This is a genomic window from Aquimarina atlantica, assembly GCF_000626715.1.
GTDB classification, from domain to species: domain Bacteria; phylum Bacteroidota; class Bacteroidia; order Flavobacteriales; family Flavobacteriaceae; genus Aquimarina; species Aquimarina atlantica.
Genome location: NZ_AQRA01000005.1, coordinates 250,059 through 267,568 on the forward strand (window position 1 = coordinate 250,059; position 17,510 = coordinate 267,568).

The following is a 17,510-nucleotide window of genomic DNA, read 5'->3' on the forward strand; positions in this document are numbered from 1 at the left end:
GGTCCTATTTTTTTAATGTGAAGTAAAATGTTGTGCCCTTACCTAATTTACTTTCTAACCATATATCACCTTCGTACAGATCTATTATTTTTTTTACAATGGCAAGCCCTATTCCAGAAGAGTTTTCATTATCTCCTACAGATTGAAACATCTTAAATATTTTTTCGTGATGTTCTTTTTTTATACCAACACCATTGTCCTTAATGCTAAAGAGGTGATGTGTTTTTTTGTCTTCATAATCAATTTCTATTTTTCCGATTTCTTTATCGGTATAAATAACAGCATTACCAATTAGGTTCTGAAAAAGCTGTTGTATTCTGGTCGTATCACCATTGATTACAGGAAGTTTCTTTTTAATAGCAACTTTTATATGATCAGGAATCAGAATGATATTTTTTATGTCATCTATAAGTATATTAAGATCTATTTCTTTGGTTTGTAAGTTTTCTTTATTACTTACACTAGAATAGCTAAGAATATTATTGATAAGGGTTTCCATTTTTTCGAGTGTATTTTCGATCATGGTAAAATGGTGTACCCCGGTTTTATCAAGTGTATCAACATGGTCTTCTTTAATCCAGTTTACAAGGGCATTAATACTTCGTAATGGTGATTTTAGATCATGAGAAACGATATGAGCATAATCCTTAAGTTCCTGATTTGTTTTCTCTAGGTTTTTTACTAATTGATCTCTTTGTTTTTCTACTTTTAATTGTTCTGTTATATCTTCTATAAATGCAACCTGGTATTTAATATTTCCATCATGATCTCTTACTGCTGCGATATTGGTTTTGGCCCAAAATGAATAACCATTGTGTTTTATATATCTTTTGTTTACCGAAAAACTATCGATTATTCCTGTATTCATCTTTTCTAAATTTTCGGCTACAGCTTCATATTCGTCTTTTATAGAGATATCTTTAACTTCTTTTTTCAGGAGTTCTTCTGCGGTATACCCCAATAGATTTTGAAATGCCTTATTGGTTTGAACTATTTTACCAAATTGAGCAAGTACAATTCCTAAAGATGAGTTTTCGACAATAACAGATAGTTGTTTTTTCTGTTCTTCGAATATTTGTTTCTGTTTAAGTTCTTCTGTAATGTCTGTTACAATACCCTGTGCCCCTATAGGAGTCTTGTTTTTATCATAAATAAGACTAGCATTGATATGAACGGTGCGTATTCCATTTTCTTTTGTATATACCCGGGCCTGGTAATCAGAAAAAGAACCTTTGGTAACCAATTCCTGAAAAGAAGTCATGGCATATTTATAATCTTCTTTATAAATAAGTTTTACGACATTTAGTTTTTCTTCGGCGATATCATATCCAAATAAATTTCTAGCAGCATAGTTCATCTCCAGGACATTACCAAAAATGTCCATTCTAACGTAGGCATCTAATAAATTATCAAATACACCCTGTAGCTCAGATTCTTTTGTACCTACCTGTTCTTCTAATTTTTCATTGGTTTCCTTTAATTCCTGAGTGATGAGATAAAGTTCCCGGGATTTATCCTCAAGAATTTTTTCTGCTTGTTTTCGAGCTAATTTTTCTCTTTGTATAGCTCTTTTTAGTATTTCGATGTCCTCACTACTCATTTGTTTTCACGATACTAAATTTTACTTCCGTTCCATCCGATGTGAGTTTTTCTAGAGTGATTTTGGCTGTAGCATCAAAATGCTCAAAAGTTTTACGCATTAATCCAAGTCCGAAACTATACATAGCTCTACTGGATTTATAAATCATCACCAGTTTAGTAGCTGTTTTCTCTTGTATTTCAAAAGTAGGAAGTTCTGCATCGGGGTATATTTTACGAACTTCGACATGAATATGATTTTCGATAGAAGATAGCATTTCTATGGGATCATTGTACTTGTTAATTAAATCGGGATAGCTACTAGCTAAAACAGAAAAAAAATGTTCGGCATATGTAAGAAGAAGGTCGTCGATACTTAGTTTTGTATGTTCACTAAGATGCTTTAACAATCCCAGCATTTCAGAAAAATCATAGGTGCCTATAGCAGTGTATGCTCCTTGAGAGGGTAGATTAGACTGTTGAATAATTTTATCAACCACTGCTAATCCAAATTTATCTTCGACTAATTCTAAAAATTCTGTAAATACTATTCCTTTCATTCTTTTAAAAACTTTTTGGTTAGATGTTTTTATACCTCAAAAATACTGTTGCGTTATAGCTTTGAGTGATTTTGTGTGATCTTGAAAGAAAACGATATAGGGGTAACTCTCAGTGTTTTGAGTTGTAACTAGTTTAACTCAAACTGATGTTTTCTTCTGGGGGTATAAAAACGGATAAGAACTCCTATAGTGACAATATATTTACATTAAAAAAGTATCTATTTCATATCCATATTATTTTTTGAGGTTTATAAAGATAACCGTTATGCTTTTAAAAGTTCATTAACACTCCAGTATTCGATTAAACATTTTATTTTATGCGTGTATTCTTCATACTTTAGAGGTTTTACAATATAACCAGCAGCTCCAATTTCATAAGCTTCTTTAAGATCTTGATGATTATTAGATGTACTTAAAATGATCACCGGTATATATTGTAATGATGTATCTGCTTTTAACTCTTTTAAAAACTCTAAACCGTTCATCTTAGGCATGTTTAGATCAAGGAAAATAATATCGGGTTGTTGATCCTTTTGCGCTAAAACATCTAAAGCTTCTTCACCATTTTTGGCCTCTATAATTTTGTGAGGATAGTCATTTTTATCCAAAACTCTGGCAAATTTTAGCCGTTCTATTTCATCATCATCTATTAATAAAAAAGTCAAACTCATCTTTTCAGTGTTTTAAGTTAGGTTAAAAAATGTTCTTTAACAACACTAAAGGTCTCCTTTTTAGGGATAATTTTATTACTACTTTCGTTGAAATGTATTTTTAGTGTAGACGAATGGTAATTTTTTATAGATAAATGGGAATTGAAAAAATAGCAATACTGAAGAGTAAAAATGTATCTTTTACAGATAAAAGCAATACTCTGGATACGTTCATTAGTCACTTCTGAAAATATAGTTGTATCATTACAAAACAATTAAAAAGTTAATCCTTCATTTTAGTATAAATAATGCAAGACAACCCTCGAGAAACAACAGATCTAAAATTACAAGTTGAAAATGAAATTGATACCATTATTGTTGGTTCTGGAGTAGGGGGGCTTGCTTCTGCAATTTGTTTGGCTCGTAGTGGCCAACGGGTATTAGTTCTCGAACAACATGATGTACCCGGGGGGTGGTGCCATAGTTTTTACCTAAATGGATATCGGTTTACACCTGGAGTGCATTATGTAGGATTGTTGGATAAGGGACAATCGACAAGCGAGCTTTATGAAGGACTGGAGATTGCAAATGATCTCGCTTTTTTTAGGATGAATACAAAGGCATACGAGCATTGCTGGATTGGGGATGAACGTTTTGATTTTCCTGCCAATTTTGATGAATTATGCGACTCGTTATCACAACGTTTTCCCGAAGAAAAGAAGGATATTAAAAAATACCTCACTATGGTTCGTACAGTGAGTCGACAAATACAATTAATCCCCAAAATAAAAGGCTTTTGGGATCATGTTACGATTCCTTTTCGAACAAAATATATGGGTAAATATGCATTATTTAGCCTAAAAAGAGTGATCGGTTGGTATCTTAAAAACCCATTGCTCAAAACGATACTCAATATACAATATGGAGATCATGGATTACCACCAGGTAAAGCAAGTTTTCCTTTGCATTGTGCAGTAATGGATCATTATTTTGACGGTGGTTTTTATCCCATGGGTGGAGGAGGAGCCATAGTAAAGGCAATGACTAATGCGATCAAGAAACATGGTAGTGAAGTACGTACCGGGCAAAGTGTAAAACGTATTTTATTAGAAGGAGAAAAGAAAAAACGAGCTATTGGAGTCGAACTCGAAAGTGGAGAGCGAATTTTTGCCAAAAGGATCATCTCTAATGCAGATCCGGGAAAAACTTATTTAGAAATGGTAGGCCGGGAGAATATAAGTCGCAGATTATTAAAGAAACTTAATAAAACGAAATATTCGTGTACATCATTGATGCTGTTTTTGACAGTAGATATGGACCTTCGAAAAGCAGGACTGGATTCTGGTAATATTTGGATGATGCCCAAAAATGCAGATATGGATGAGCAGTTTGCAGAAATGCAAAGAGTAGATATCGAAGAAGGCGAAGAATTTGCAGGCCTTTTTATAAGCTGTACAACGCTTAAAGATCCTATAAGTTATGATGGTCGATATCATACCATTGAAGTGATTACCTATATTAATTATAAAGCTTTTGAACGATTCGAAAATGAGAATAAAGAACGCTCTCAAGAATATCTGCAGTTCAAAGAAAAACTGACTCAAAAGTTTATGAATAGCCTGGAAAAAGTGGCTCCCGGGATTAGTGATCGCGTGGTACAAAAAGAACTGGGAACCCCAATAACCAATCAGTATTATATAAATTCTACTAATGGTTGTGTATATGGTACCGAAAAAAGTTTGCGTCATATTGGCCCATTGGCGTATAAACCAAAAAGTGAGATCGAAAATTTATACCTCTGTGGTGCCAGTATTGCATCTCACGGAGTAGCAGGAGCAAGTTATTCTGGAGTTCAAACAGCGGCGATAATTCTTAAATGTAGACAAGATGATCTTATTCAACCAGATGCAGATCTAAACCAGGATGTTCGTATTTATGATGCCGAAGATCCTTCTGATTATCCAGATTGGATGCTACGCAAAATAGAAGTTAAAAAGGCACGTTTGGCTACCGATGATAATAGATTTTCTTCTCTGAGAGAAAAGTAATCTTCACTAGAGATACATTAACGTTATCCCAATTAAGTTATAGAGCTTAATCGGGATAATGCTAATAGTCAATTCTCCTTATTTTTTTACTTGTTATTATAAGGAATATAATTTTCCCAATACCATGGTGTATATGTATCTGCAATTGATATTTCTAATAATTCTTTAAAGATACTTTCTCCATTATCACTATTAGTCATTATCATAATACCTTTTTGAGCTTCTGGAAATATAATTGAATAATGCTGAAACCCATTGCCATGACATTCTTTAAATGCTCCAAAACCATATGGAGTTTTTAAAACACCCCAGCCTAATCCATAACTTAACTCAATAGCATCATTTTGTGTAGAATCTTTTAGAGCAAGTGGTCCAAATTGTTTGATAGAACGAATTCTAAATTGTGGTTTAAACAGCTCGTTCCAAGAGTTTTGTGTGATAATTTTGTTTTGCAATACAGCTTTAAGAAATTTTGAATAATCTTCTGGAGTAGTTTCTAATGTACTACCGCCTCTCGGCTCATTGTCTATATCTTTTTTAAAACGCTCACCTGTGATAGTATGACCATATGCAAAATTGTCTTCGAATGATGGTGACCATTGATAACTGGAGTGATCCATGTTTAATGGTTTAAAAATTATTTCCTGTGCTAATTCTTCCAGATTCTTCCCCATTATTTTTTCTAAAACGACTTGCAGGTAAATAAATCCTTCTCCAGAATAACTATATCTGGTTCCTGGTTCTAGGTTTACACGAAGTTGATGATCTGATTCCATCCATCTAGAATTTGCAAAACCTGTAGTGTGCGTCAAACACATACGAGCTGTTATTTTGTGATATAAACTATCGTTTTTTAAGGCAGAAAAATCATCGTGCCAACGTGTAAGAGGTTTGTATTCGTATATTTTTTTTGGTAAATAAGATTCTAAAGCCGTGTCGAGATCAATAATACCGTCTTCTACCAATTTCATGACGAGTACACCAAAAACTGCTTTACTAAAAGAGCCTCCGTAGATATTAGTAACACCATTTAGAAGTAATTTTTTTTCATAATCTTTATACCCCAAAACCTTCTTATAGGCAACTTCATTGTTATTAAAAATAGTAACTGCAATCCCAGGGATATTTGCATTTTTGATAAGTCGATTAATTTGAATTGTTAGCGAGTCTTTAGCTATTTCAGTTCCGTCTAATCGTACAATATTTTGCGCTCTCGCTTTAGTGCAACTTGCAAAACACATCAAGCTTATCAATAGTACAACTATCATTTTTTTAGATTCAGCTTTTTTGATACTGTTTAGAAACGGAAATGATAATGGATAATAACATTTTTGCGAATTCACAACTCTTATTATATTAAATAACATACAAATAGTACTAAATGGGATTACAGATATAAAAAAGAAAAACCCCCATTTTTCGACAATTAAAAGAGCTATCAATGAGAGTATGTATAGTATACTCATTGTTATCTGAAAATTAATGATTTTAATACCGTGACGGTTGTATAGCTCGTTATCTTCTCGCTTATGAATCCAAATGAATAAAGGAAAAAGTATATTCGCAAGTGGTATTATAAAGCCTAAAATAGGAGTGCCGTGTAATAAGATGAGCCATTTTTTCTGTATTGTCTCTTCCTTTGGGTTTTCTAATATCAATAACTCGTTCACTTCAATGTCTAATGCAGCAGCTAATAATTTTACAGTTTGAAGATGCGGAGTTACCTCTCCTTTTTCTATACGCTGAATAGTACGAATGGTAACTTGTGTTTTTTCTGATAATTCTTCTTGAGTATATCCTTTTAATTTTCGCTGATACACCAAGTTTTTTGCAATTGATTGAGTTTCCATAATCATATTTTTGTTTGATACAAAGCTATAGAGAGTCTCTTGTTTTTGTAACGACATTTAGATGTCACCTATCTGTCATTTTTATATGAGGAATCAAAACATAACACTTAACTGCATTCTTATGATTTCATACAAGGTATGTGTAGTCATTACCACTACAAGTATCTTTTTGTTTACCGAAGGTAACTAAAATCAATATAGAGATTGTAAAATCTTATATGAGTACTATTTAAATCAGAAAAGGTGTTACTCTGTTTTTCTTTTATCAATAACAATGACAGGTTTTCTGCTTAGTTTAGGAAATTGAAGTTTCAGGATGTCTTTTTTATCATGAAATTCAATTTTAGGAGATACTCTTAACTTTGCTCTAAAATGATCTTTTATATCATGAAGCAATTCTTCTGTAGGACTTTGTGTACCTATTTTGATTAAAATTTCATCTGTTCCTATGGTATTGTGAAAAATCTCGATGATATAATTTTCTACTTCATTAAAATCATTGAGAATATTATCCATAGCAGGAGGGTATAAAGTTGTTCCTTTATACTTAATCATTTGTTTTTTTCTTCCTACTACCGACCCCAAACGCATGGTATTACGTCCACATGCACAAGGTGAAGTATGCGCCTTGACCATATCTCCTGTTTTAAATCGCAATAAAGGCATTGCTTCTACTCCCAAAGTAGTAACCGTAAGTTCTCCTACCTCACCAGGAGGAACAGGGCAATTATGATCATCTAGAATTTCTACAATAATTAATTCTGGGTGATGATGGCCTCCTTGTTGTTCGCTACACTCTGTAAAAGCAGTATTCATTTCTGTAGATGCGTAGGTAGAGTATAGTTCTATGTTCCAGTTATCTTTTATCTTTTTTGCTAGTGTGTTTAACGAAAAATCTTGATTTCTAAGAGATTCTCCTATACAAATAGCACCTTTTATCCCCGAAGCATTCAGATCAATATCGTGTTCCTGGGCATATTTAATTAATTTTAATAAAAATGAAGGAACTACAATTAAGTAGGTAGGTTTAAATTTTAAAATAGAATCCCATTGTAATTCGGGAATCCCGGCTCCTACCCGTATAATCCCGGCTCCTAATTCCCGAGCACCCATAAAATAGGCTATTCCTGCCATAAAACGCCTATCGATAGTTGTCATTAATTGCATTACGTCTTCCTTTTGCACACCAGCACAGGCAAAAGAAATGGCTTCGTTATACGCTAACCTTTTTAAATCATTATCTGTTAGTGCAAAAGTAACAGGCTCCCCCAAGGTCCCCGAAGTTGTGACATAATCTATGATTTCACTTTTTGGGACACAGATAAAATCATCATTAAACTGTTGTAATTGCTCTTTGGTAGTAACTGGTATTTTTACCAGATCTTCTAGAGTATTAATTGTCGAAGGAAGAATATTATGTTTTGCAAAAACACCTTGATAATAGGTAGAGTGTGTATCTAAATATGATATTAATTTCTTTAATTCTTGCTCTTGTACCGCTTTGATCTGAGCCAACGATGCTTTTTCTATTTCAGGAATCATTGTTTTAATTTCCTTTTTAATTTTTTAATATACGAATCAATTTCACGTTTGTCGGGAACTGTCGTAATTTCTTTGTTGCCTGCCTCTTCAAAGGCATGCAATGCTGCAGTATAATATTGTTTTTCGTAATAATATTTACCAATTAAATAATATACTTCCCAATACTCTGGATTGGTCTTCTGAAAAGTCCCAATAAAAGAAGGGGCTAACATTTCTTTATCGTCAATTGCTTTTTGAAGGTCTTTGCGTAACCGTCTGTAGTTTTCATAATCTTTATATGCCTTAGTAAATTGAAAAGGATCTTTTTCAATATTTAATTCAGATTGAGATAATATTGTTTTTGTATGTTTTTTATTAAAGATATCATTCAGGTTATAAGCAACAAATTCTCCTAATTGATATGGGTTTGATGATACCCAAACCATGCGATCTTCTGGTTTAAAAACAATACCGTGATGTGCTAATAATTGATTTAAAGCTTTTTCATTACCATATCCGATTTGTTTATTGTCTAGTCCTTCTCTATTTCTTAAGATATCTACAGCAATTTGCGGTGTTATTTTAGGTTGCTGTTGTAATAACTCCTGCATTCTTTTATAACGATATTGAGAATGGCTTTCTTCGATATGTTTTATATTATTTTGATCATCAGAATAGGCTTCACTCTGAAAATGATTAGAACAAATTAACTGATTCGAGTTAGGGACATCATAAACACCAAAGTTTTTGGGAGATACTTCAATAGTAATAGCTTTTTTATCTTTTGCACTTCCTATAAATATAGATTCAGATACAAAAACTTCCCGTTTTTTTGCTATTGCAATGGCTTCATCAATTGTCGAGGCGTATTGTAAAATCTCACGAACCAAAATTGAAATTGGCGTTTTTGCCAATAAAGGAATTTTAGATTTCCCCGCATTTATAGTTACCGTAAGTCCGTGCTCATTCATTCCCGAAACCACACCAATCATTCCTCCCCAGGTTACAGACATAAACTTATGACCATTTGTTGGGGTTACAAAAGCAATGATTTTATCTTTGGCAAAGTCATCACCGGCATAAAAATCAAAATTCCTACCAATGATCAAATCACCATCTACGGTTTTTTCTCCCCAGGCTGCAAATGAAGAACATCCTACTAATGCTAAATCCTGCAAAGCATGCCCTATATCATGTGCACCATGAAGATATAGTATTCTTAAGTAGTTTTCTGCTATGTGATTATAATCGTTTGATGCATATTTTGAAAGCCCATATATTTCTGCTTTATACTCTGCAGGAATATGTAAATACATTTTTCTATTATACCAGGCGACAATTTTTCTTAATATATATTGTTTTGTTTTTGAAGGGACTAATTCTCCTACCTTAGATAAAAAAGCATGCTCCTGCTTTTTAAATAGTTCTTGTGTCAGGCTTCCGGTTAATAAACCTATTTGTAAAGGATCTCCTTCTACATAAAGCTCCCACAAACCTTGCTTGTTTTTACTAAGAAAATTACTTCCGATAGTAAAAACAGAATCCGAAACTTTTATTCTTTTTTCAATAGAAGAAGAATAACTACTAACGTCTGGGATATCTTTTATCGATTTAGAGACACCACATGACATTAACAGAAAAAAGAGTGCAAAAAAGCACAGCCATTTTGTAAAACAATATGTTTTTAAGAACATACTTCTTTGTTTTTTTAGATGCTTGATATTTTTGTTGTTCTCATATCCTAAATTGTTTTTTGCTCCTTATTAGCTTCTAGTATTTTATCAAGCAAATAATCTTTACCTATTATTTCTGAGCAAGTAGTGACAGCACTAATAGTAACTCCCAAGATGCCATGCATATTTAAACTCTGCCCCGTAAACATTAAATTTTTGATTTTGGTCTTAGGAGATAAGAAAGAATGCATTGGTTTATTAACGTCTTTAACATAACCATACATCGATCCTTCATTACTACCGATATAATCTCTATAGGATAGTGGTGTCGAGGTATACGTTTCTAGAATACAATCTCTTATATCTGGAAACTTTTTCTCTAATTCAACAATGATTTTTTCAGCTTTTTCAGCTTTAAAGTCTTCATAGGTTTGCCCTCTTTCATTTTTATTAGCTACCGTATTAAATGTGTCTTGCCAGGGTTTAACTTCTTCATAACGCATATACGTCATTACGGCAATACTATCCCCATATTCATCTGTTTTTTTATTAACCCCCATAGTCATCATATATCCTTCTGGCCAACTTTCGTCGGTATAACCCTGTGTATCCCAAACTCTATCTGGGTGATTAAAATGATAGAAATTTTTGTTTTGATAGGCAAAAGTGTTTGGTTTTAATACAATATATAGCGTAAAAGCAGCAATTGTACTTTCGATCTTATGTACTCTATTGGCATATGATTTTCTAAATTTATCTTCTCCAGCTAGCTTTAGCGTTAGTTTTGGTTCAATATTAGAGATAAACAAATCTCCTTTTATTTCTTTACCATTTTTACAGGTAACAGAATTGATTTTTTTATCATCAAATCCAAATTTAACAACCTCATGGTGTTTGTATGTTTCTCCCCCATATTCCTTTAACCTTTTGATTAAAACTTTTGTAATCTGGCTACCACCATTTATACATCGGTATGAGCTTTCGATGTAAGAGTTAATACATAAGGCATGTACATAGAAAGGAGTACGATCACTGTCTCCGGCATATAAATAATTTGTTCCTGCAAGAACTCCCTGTAGTTTTTTATTATCTGTAAGAGAATTGATATAGGACTTCGCATTAAGCGAAAAAATTTCACTATCATCAAAGTAAGGTTTCCCTTGTTTTAACTGATACAATGGAAATTTACGACATGTTTCTTTTAGTTTATTACAATAGGTTATAATAGCTTCTTCCTCGTCTGGAAATTGATCAACCAAAACTTTTATAAAATTCTCATATCCTTGAGCATGTCTGTATTCTTTTTCATCACCTTCAAAAGTTATAATATCAAAACCGTCTTCATCGAGTTTTTTTAATTTTAAATCATCTATGATACCGATGTATTTAAAATATTGATATAGATTTTGGCCTTCAGAAAGCCCACCAATATAGTGTACTCCTGTATCAAAAATAGTTTTGTCTCTTACAAAGGTTTGTAGATTTCCTCCGTATTGATTGTTTTTTTCTAACACACATACACTATAGCCTTCTTTGGCTAAAATGATGGCAGAAACCAAACCACCTAAACCACTTCCAATAATTACAATATCATAATGCTCTTTCACACGTTTAAATTTTAGTAATTTATTAATAATAAATTAATTATAAAATTGAGAACGTGTGTAACCCACTACGTTCTCGCATTAAAAATTTAAACATTTTCTTTTATGAAATACTTGTTGAAATTTCTTAATGCTCGTTTCATTTTTTAATTTTCTTTGTTTTTTAAAATAACCAGATTATTCTTTTGGTGCCTGGTCTCGAATCCCAAATTAGCAATTACCTGTGCGTGTGTATTTTGACTTTCGTTTAGTAAAATTAACAGATCAATTTTGCTGCTTAGGATCTTTTCTAATTCATTTTCTGTAATTGTAGCTAAATTTAGAATAAGCACATTTGCATCATACGCCATTATTTCTTCTATAGTATCGACACAAATAATTTTACTATGATTATTGGTAATATAGCTGTTTTTAACAATATCTCGTATGTTTTTATTTTCTATATAGTTAATAATTTTCCTGTCTGGACTATCTAAAGATAACAGAAAATCTAATTGACCCGAATCTTTAGAAATATGAAGTATAGTTTCTTTTTTTTCGACTGTGTCTATAATTATTTTGTAAATCTCTTTATTCGCTTTTAAATCTTTTAAAACTTCTTTATAAAGAGGATCACCTTTGTATCGGTATTCTTCGAGAATAATTTTGTTAAAATACGCATCGTGCTCTATCTCATTTCTAAGGTTCTCAAATTCACTTTTAAAATATGCTCCAATTTGTTTTGTTTTTCTAGCATAGTTTTCGCCAAAACTAGTATCGTTTGCTTTTATCCTATCAAGTATTTTGATGGTTATGCTGCCGTCTTTAATAATAAAACTTCCTTTAGGGAGTACTTCAGAATTTCCATGTATTAGTACCGGAATGATGTCTAGGCCAAATTGCTCTGCCAGATAAAATGCTCCTTTGTGAAACCGTTTAATTTTATTGGTATTAGATCTTGTTCCTTCGGGAAAGGCTATAAGCGAATACCCCTGATCAACTTTTTTCTTTAAATGCTCTAATCCATTCTCTATGCCACTAGATACAGGATAAAAGCCAGCCAGTTGTACTGCTTTTCCAAAAATAGGAGAGTTGTATACCCAATCGTTTACCAGGAAAATAATTTTTGGATATAACATTCCTATTGCCAAAATATCTAAGAAAGAAGTATGATTAGCAATAATGACTCCTGGTTTCTCAAAGGTTTCATTACTTTGATTAATAATCTTTTTACGTACAAAAGGATTTGTATATAGTACCGATCCCATAAATTTTGACATTATTTTATGAAACCATTTCATTTTCATTTTTTTAGGTAATGGGATAATTTTTATGAAAACTACGCTAAATAACGAAAGTAATAGGCCTCCTAAACCATAGTAGCCAAAAGAAAGAATAGAATGTAAAAATAACCTAAGTGTTATTGGTCTTTTTGTCTTACTCCCGATAAAAAGCCTAAATAATTGAGGTTGGATGGTGAATGATATAACAATTGCAGATAGTATACCGATAATAGAAAGTAATGATATCGTATACAGCGCAGGATGTTTGGCAAATATTAAAACACCAACTCCCAAAATAGTAGTAATAACAGATAAAATAATAGATGTTTTATGAGTTGCTACTGCTTTTTCTCCTGTTCTGTATTCATGTAACAACCCATTAGTCATAAAAATACTATAGTCTATTCCCAGACCAAAAATAAAGGTAGAAATTATAATATTAAAGATGTTAAACTCTAATGAGAATAATCCCATTATCCCAATGGTTAGTAACCAGGTGATCGCTATGGGGATACTTGTTACCAAGGTAAGAGATAAGCTTCTGTAAAAGAATAAAAGGATAAGTAACACCACAATTAATGAGTAACCAACTAGTTTGTTAAAGTCATTTTTTAGATTTCCTAAAAAGGTTTCATTCATATGTTTTCTGTCGATAACTATGGTCTGAGGCTCATCTTTAAACATATCAACTACATGTTGTGCATTCTCATCTTTTACTTTAACGAGTGTTGTTGCTGTAACAAAATCCTCTTTTGTTGTTATATAATCTGCTATAGAAATCGTTTTTAAGGCGTTGTAGTCTGTAATTTTTAAAGGCTTAAAATTCGACTCCAGAAGTGTATAAAATGCATTAAAACTAGTAGGCTTAAAACCTAATTTGTTTCCACTTTCAATAAGATTAGCTTTTGTACTTGCTATTGTATTTGTATTCCAAAACGAATTCCACCTCGATATTCTTTCTTTTTGAGTTTTTTCTGAATAGATTAAAGATCCGATAGAGCTAAAATCGATTACTTTTCCTTCATTTTTTAGTAGTTGCAGCTTTTCAAAAATCTTGTCATTTACCTGTAGAACACCTTGCTCTGATTTTTCATAGGCTGCCAGGTAAATGGATTTTGAAGCAATATTAGTTAAAGCATCTAATCTTAATTGTGCATCTTTTAACTCTTGCGGCTCGAAGTTTAGTTTAGAAATATCATTGTTAAATTGTACTTTACTATAGGTAAACAGACTTACTATTAATACTAATGATAAGGTTATAATTACCCATTTGTTCTTATGTAAAGGATATTGAGCGGCATTATCGATTAGTGTTGTTTTTGGTCTTTTTTGAGCAGTGCTTTTATAAACCTGTGGGATAAATATTAATGCAAAAAAAGAAGATCCTACAACGCTAATTGCTGCAAAAATACCTAAATCCTGAAGCGCTTGCGATTCTAAAAATAATAAACATAAAAATGCCAAAGCGGTGGTTAAGCTACTCATTAAAACTGGAGTAGTGATTTCTTTATAAACTGCTTTTATATTAGTATTACTTCTTATGTGTGTTAAGATATGAAGCGAATAATCCAAGGTAACCCCCAGTAGTACGGAACCAATACCCAGAGATATTGCAGAAATTTTTTCGCGAATTAAGAACAATAAAGCAATGGCTAATAGCCCGCCAAAAATGGTTGGAACAAATAAAATAATCGGAATAGTAATTTTTCTATAAAAGAAAATAAGTATGATTAATAAAATCGTAATAGCGATACTAATGGTTAGTTGAATATCCCTTTTTATTTGTTTAGCATTTGCTACAGCGATTAAAGCGCCTCCAAAATATTCGCTTTGTACTTTACCTTTAAAATGATCATTAAGTTGATCGTTTATTTGATAAAGATCTTCTACAAATATGGCATTCTTGTCTGTTTCACTAGATTTTAACTTAGGCGTTATAAATAATAAAACGTGATTCTGATCTTTACTAAGTAAAAAACCATTGTGTAATGTGAAATCATCTCCGAAACTAAGTTGCTGTAATTTTTTTAAGGCAATAAATGATAGTCCCAGGGGATCCTTTAAGATATTATCTCTTGCAATAATTCCCGTAGGTGAAATTAAAGTTTTATAATTACTATTCGTTATAGCTTCTATACTATCTTTTCGAATTTTATTTTTGATATCCTTATAGTCGCTTTCTTGTAAAAAAAGAGGAAGGTTTTTGTAAACAAAATCTAAGGTGTTAAAAATATCTTCTTCTTCGACTTTACCTTGAATTTGGGTAATATACTCACCAGATTTTATAGTAACACTATCAATAAATTGCGATGCATATTTTGTGAGATCATCTACCGACCCTTCGGGTTCGCGTGTAATGTTTACTATAATTTTATCAGCAAAGTTTACTGTTTTTAATACTTTTTGAATCTCGGACGTCTTATCATTTGTAGGAATTAATTTAGTAATATCCTCTTCAAATTGAATTTTTGAAGCAATAAATAGCAAACCCGAAATAATGAGCAAAAATATTCCAAAGCTCATTACTTTTCTGGAAACAATAGATGTATATAAACTATAAAAAAAGCTATCCATTATGATGCATTATTTTTTTTAGAAAAAATGGTAAGAAATACATATCCTAAAATTCCTAACGTAATAGCAGAAATTATAGCCAAGGTAAAACTACCTACAATATAAGTTTTAAGACTTTTTATCATTTCAAAATTTTCACCAATATTGGTAAATGACGGTTGAGGTTCTCCTAAAACAAAACTACCAACTTTTAAACTCATAAAAATGATAAAAGGAATAAAGGGAGGCAAACTTACATTAGAAAAAGCAAAAGAAATTACTTTATTTAGTTTTAAAACAACAGCAAAAAACAGTACAAGTGCAGTATGAAACCCCCATAGTGGTGATATCCCTATAAAAACTCCCAAAGCTACAGATAATGCTTTTTTTTGTGGGGAATCCTGGCTTTCTAAGAAATCTTCAAAAAAGAAACGTTTTACTCCTTTTTTTTTAACTTTTCGGAATAAATTTCTGGGTTTTATATATAAAAAAGCTACTGTGACCAACCAGGTATTAAGTATGCTTATTCGGGTAAAGTCTTTAAAAGGCCTAAAATGTGATACCCGCTCGGTTTCATCATATAATACTTGTATCGGAATATTTTTTACAATTACATCACTCCATGCCGCTTTTACAATAACCTCTATTTCGAATTCGAATTTTGAAGTATAAAAATTTAGATTTGCTAATGCTTCGAGTGGATATAGTCTATATCCAGATTGGGTATCCTGAAGCTTTGTGCCCGTTTCTACCCAAAACCAGAAATTAGAAAACTTATTACCGAAGCTACTCTTTTTAGGAACACTTTCCTGACTCATATTTCTTGCCCCAATGAGCAAGATGTTTTTATTTTCTGATGTTTCTAAGGATGTAATAAAAGCAGGAATATCTTCGGGAAAATGCTGACCATCAGAATCTATCGTAATTGCATATTTAAACCCTTGTTTTTGTGCAGCTGCAAACCCAACACGCAAAGCATTACCTTTTCCTTTGTTTTTTTGTAGATGGATTTGTTGAATTTGAGGATATTCCTTTAAGATCTCTGGAGTCGTATCTGTGGCTCCATCGTTTACAACAATAATATTTTTAGTGTAAGATAATACACCATCTATAACCCTTCGTAATGTTTTGCAATTATTGTAGGTAGGAATTATTACACATACGTTGAATAGGTCGATTTTTTGCTTTGTAAACTCTTTTATCACTCAATTGAAGTGTTTCAATTTTTAAGGAACTAAAATTACTGCTTTTTCTTCATCACTAAAAGCTTTCGATTGCAAAATATACTCACCGATATGCTTTTTTAAAATTTTAGGTTTTATCGTCTTGTATTGTTTAAGCAGAAATAATTTATCTTCTTTTATATTAGATTTATATTTTAGCAATCTAGGCGTATTTTCTTGTATTCCTATACGTATAAAACGAGGTTCGACAGCATTTGGGGATTTTTCTATGGCAAATTCAATGTATGAAACTCCTTCTATAAACAGTCGTTTTTTTTCTTTTAAACTTTTTTCATACTTCGCCCGCAATGTAATAGCCGCTCCTTTATAAGCGACCAAAACAATATCATCTTTTTTATTTACAGATGCAAGTTGCTCATTAAGTGCAGCTACTTTTGTTTTGTCGTGAGCAGCTTCTCTATATGCTATTCTTACGATATCTAAATCTATCGATAGCATAGTAAAAGATAATAATGATATGAATGCAAATAAAAATTTCACTTGTTTGGGTTTTGGTAATTATTCGATAATATATTAATTATAAAATTAAGAGCGTATGTAGTCGCTACATTCTCTCATTAAAAATTTATATATTTTTAATGTTAGTTTTGTATATAAATTTACTTTGTTTTAAAATTTGCAGTCAATTTTAAAGCAACTGTATCTTCAAATGTAGTTACATTTTTTACTTTATAAGTATCATCTGTCTGGGTAATGTCTAAAGTTAAAACTAAATCTGGATTTTTTTCAGGATTTATAATAGCCATAAATTTAACATTGCTAGAGGACTGCATAAAGAGTTTTTTATTTACAATACCTTCTGTTAATTCTTTTATGATTTGCATCATACAAACACCTGGTGTTACAGGATTTCCTGGGAAATGCCCTTTGAAAATCTCATGGTTTTTGTTGATGGTAATAGTTGCTGTCGATATATTTTCAACAGTCTCTAATGTATTTGCGGTGTAAAAATCTTTTAGTAACATAT

12 protein-coding genes are annotated in these 17,510 nt (G+C 31.9%); 1 reads left to right on the plus strand and 11 read right to left on the minus strand.

Going from position 1 to position 17,510, the window contains the following annotated elements; all coding sequences use genetic code 11:
• Positions 1-4 precede the first annotated feature (4 nt).
• The 3 genes from ATO12_RS12325 to ATO12_RS12335 form a co-directional block, all read right to left on the minus strand.
• Positions 5-1,600 carry a sensor histidine kinase gene (locus ATO12_RS12325; RefSeq protein WP_034242329.1) on the minus strand — a complete coding sequence of 532 codons (1,596 nt, stop codon included), beginning with the start codon at positions 1,598-1,600 and terminating at the stop codon, positions 5-7.
• Positions 1,593-2,138: a heme NO-binding domain-containing protein gene (locus ATO12_RS12330; protein ID WP_034242330.1), complete on the minus strand. Its 546-nt coding sequence runs from the start codon at positions 2,136-2,138 to the stop codon at positions 1,593-1,595. The genes ATO12_RS12325 and ATO12_RS12330 overlap by 8 nt, the downstream gene beginning before the upstream one ends.
• Before the next feature lie 263 nt (positions 2,139-2,401).
• Complete coding sequence (locus ATO12_RS12335) at positions 2,402-2,809, minus strand: response regulator (RefSeq protein WP_034242331.1); 408 nt, start codon at positions 2,807-2,809, stop codon at positions 2,402-2,404.
• A 287-nt stretch (positions 2,810-3,096) separates the two neighbouring features.
• Here ATO12_RS12335 and ATO12_RS12340 point away from each other — a divergent pair, with 287 nt between their 5' ends.
• The gene (locus tag ATO12_RS12340) at positions 3,097-4,836 is read left to right on the plus strand and encodes a phytoene desaturase family protein (RefSeq protein ID WP_051575802.1); all 1,740 of its coding nucleotides are present in this window, start codon (positions 3,097-3,099) and stop codon (positions 4,834-4,836) included.
• A gap of 86 nt (positions 4,837-4,922) precedes the next feature.
• Here the strand turns inward: ATO12_RS12340 and ATO12_RS25330 are convergent, their stop codons facing one another.
• The 8 genes from ATO12_RS25330 to ATO12_RS12380 all read right to left on the minus strand — a co-directional run bounded on the left by ATO12_RS25330 (position 4,923) and on the right by ATO12_RS12380 (position 17,508).
• Entirely contained in the window at positions 4,923-6,686 is a 1,764-nt protein-coding gene (locus ATO12_RS25330; protein WP_165583372.1) for a serine hydrolase, read from the minus strand.
• Positions 6,687-6,932: 246 nt separating this feature from the next.
• On the minus strand, positions 6,933-8,228 hold the full coding sequence (locus tag ATO12_RS12350) for a phenylacetate--CoA ligase family protein (RefSeq protein WP_034242332.1): 1,296 nt from the start codon (positions 8,226-8,228) through the stop codon (positions 6,933-6,935).
• A complete protein-coding gene (locus tag ATO12_RS12355) occupies positions 8,225-9,901 on the minus strand; it encodes an acyl-CoA--6-aminopenicillanic acid acyl-transferase (protein WP_034242333.1) in 1,677 nt (558 codons plus the stop codon). The genes ATO12_RS12350 and ATO12_RS12355 overlap by 4 nt, the downstream gene beginning before the upstream one ends.
• Before the next feature lie 47 nt (positions 9,902-9,948).
• The gene (locus ATO12_RS12360) at positions 9,949-11,487 is read right to left on the minus strand and encodes a phytoene desaturase family protein (protein WP_034242334.1); all 1,539 of its coding nucleotides are present in this window, start codon (positions 11,485-11,487) and stop codon (positions 9,949-9,951) included.
• Positions 11,488-11,630: 143 nt separating this feature from the next.
• A complete protein-coding gene (locus ATO12_RS12365; protein WP_034242335.1) occupies positions 11,631-15,320 on the minus strand; it encodes an MMPL family transporter in 3,690 nt (1,229 codons plus the stop codon).
• Entirely contained in the window at positions 15,320-16,504 is a 1,185-nt protein-coding gene (locus ATO12_RS12370) for a DUF2062 domain-containing protein (protein ID WP_051575803.1), read from the minus strand. Before ATO12_RS12370 ends, ATO12_RS12365 begins: the two co-directional genes overlap by 1 nt.
• Before the next feature lie 21 nt (positions 16,505-16,525).
• Positions 16,526-17,023, minus strand: coding sequence for a hypothetical protein (locus ATO12_RS12375; RefSeq protein WP_034242336.1), 498 nt, complete (start codon positions 17,021-17,023; stop codon positions 16,526-16,528).
• A gap of 119 nt (positions 17,024-17,142) precedes the next feature.
• Positions 17,143-17,508, minus strand: a complete 366-nt coding sequence (locus ATO12_RS12380) for a hotdog family protein (protein ID WP_034242337.1) — start codon at positions 17,506-17,508, stop codon at positions 17,143-17,145.
• Positions 17,509-17,510: the final 2 nt, after the last annotated feature.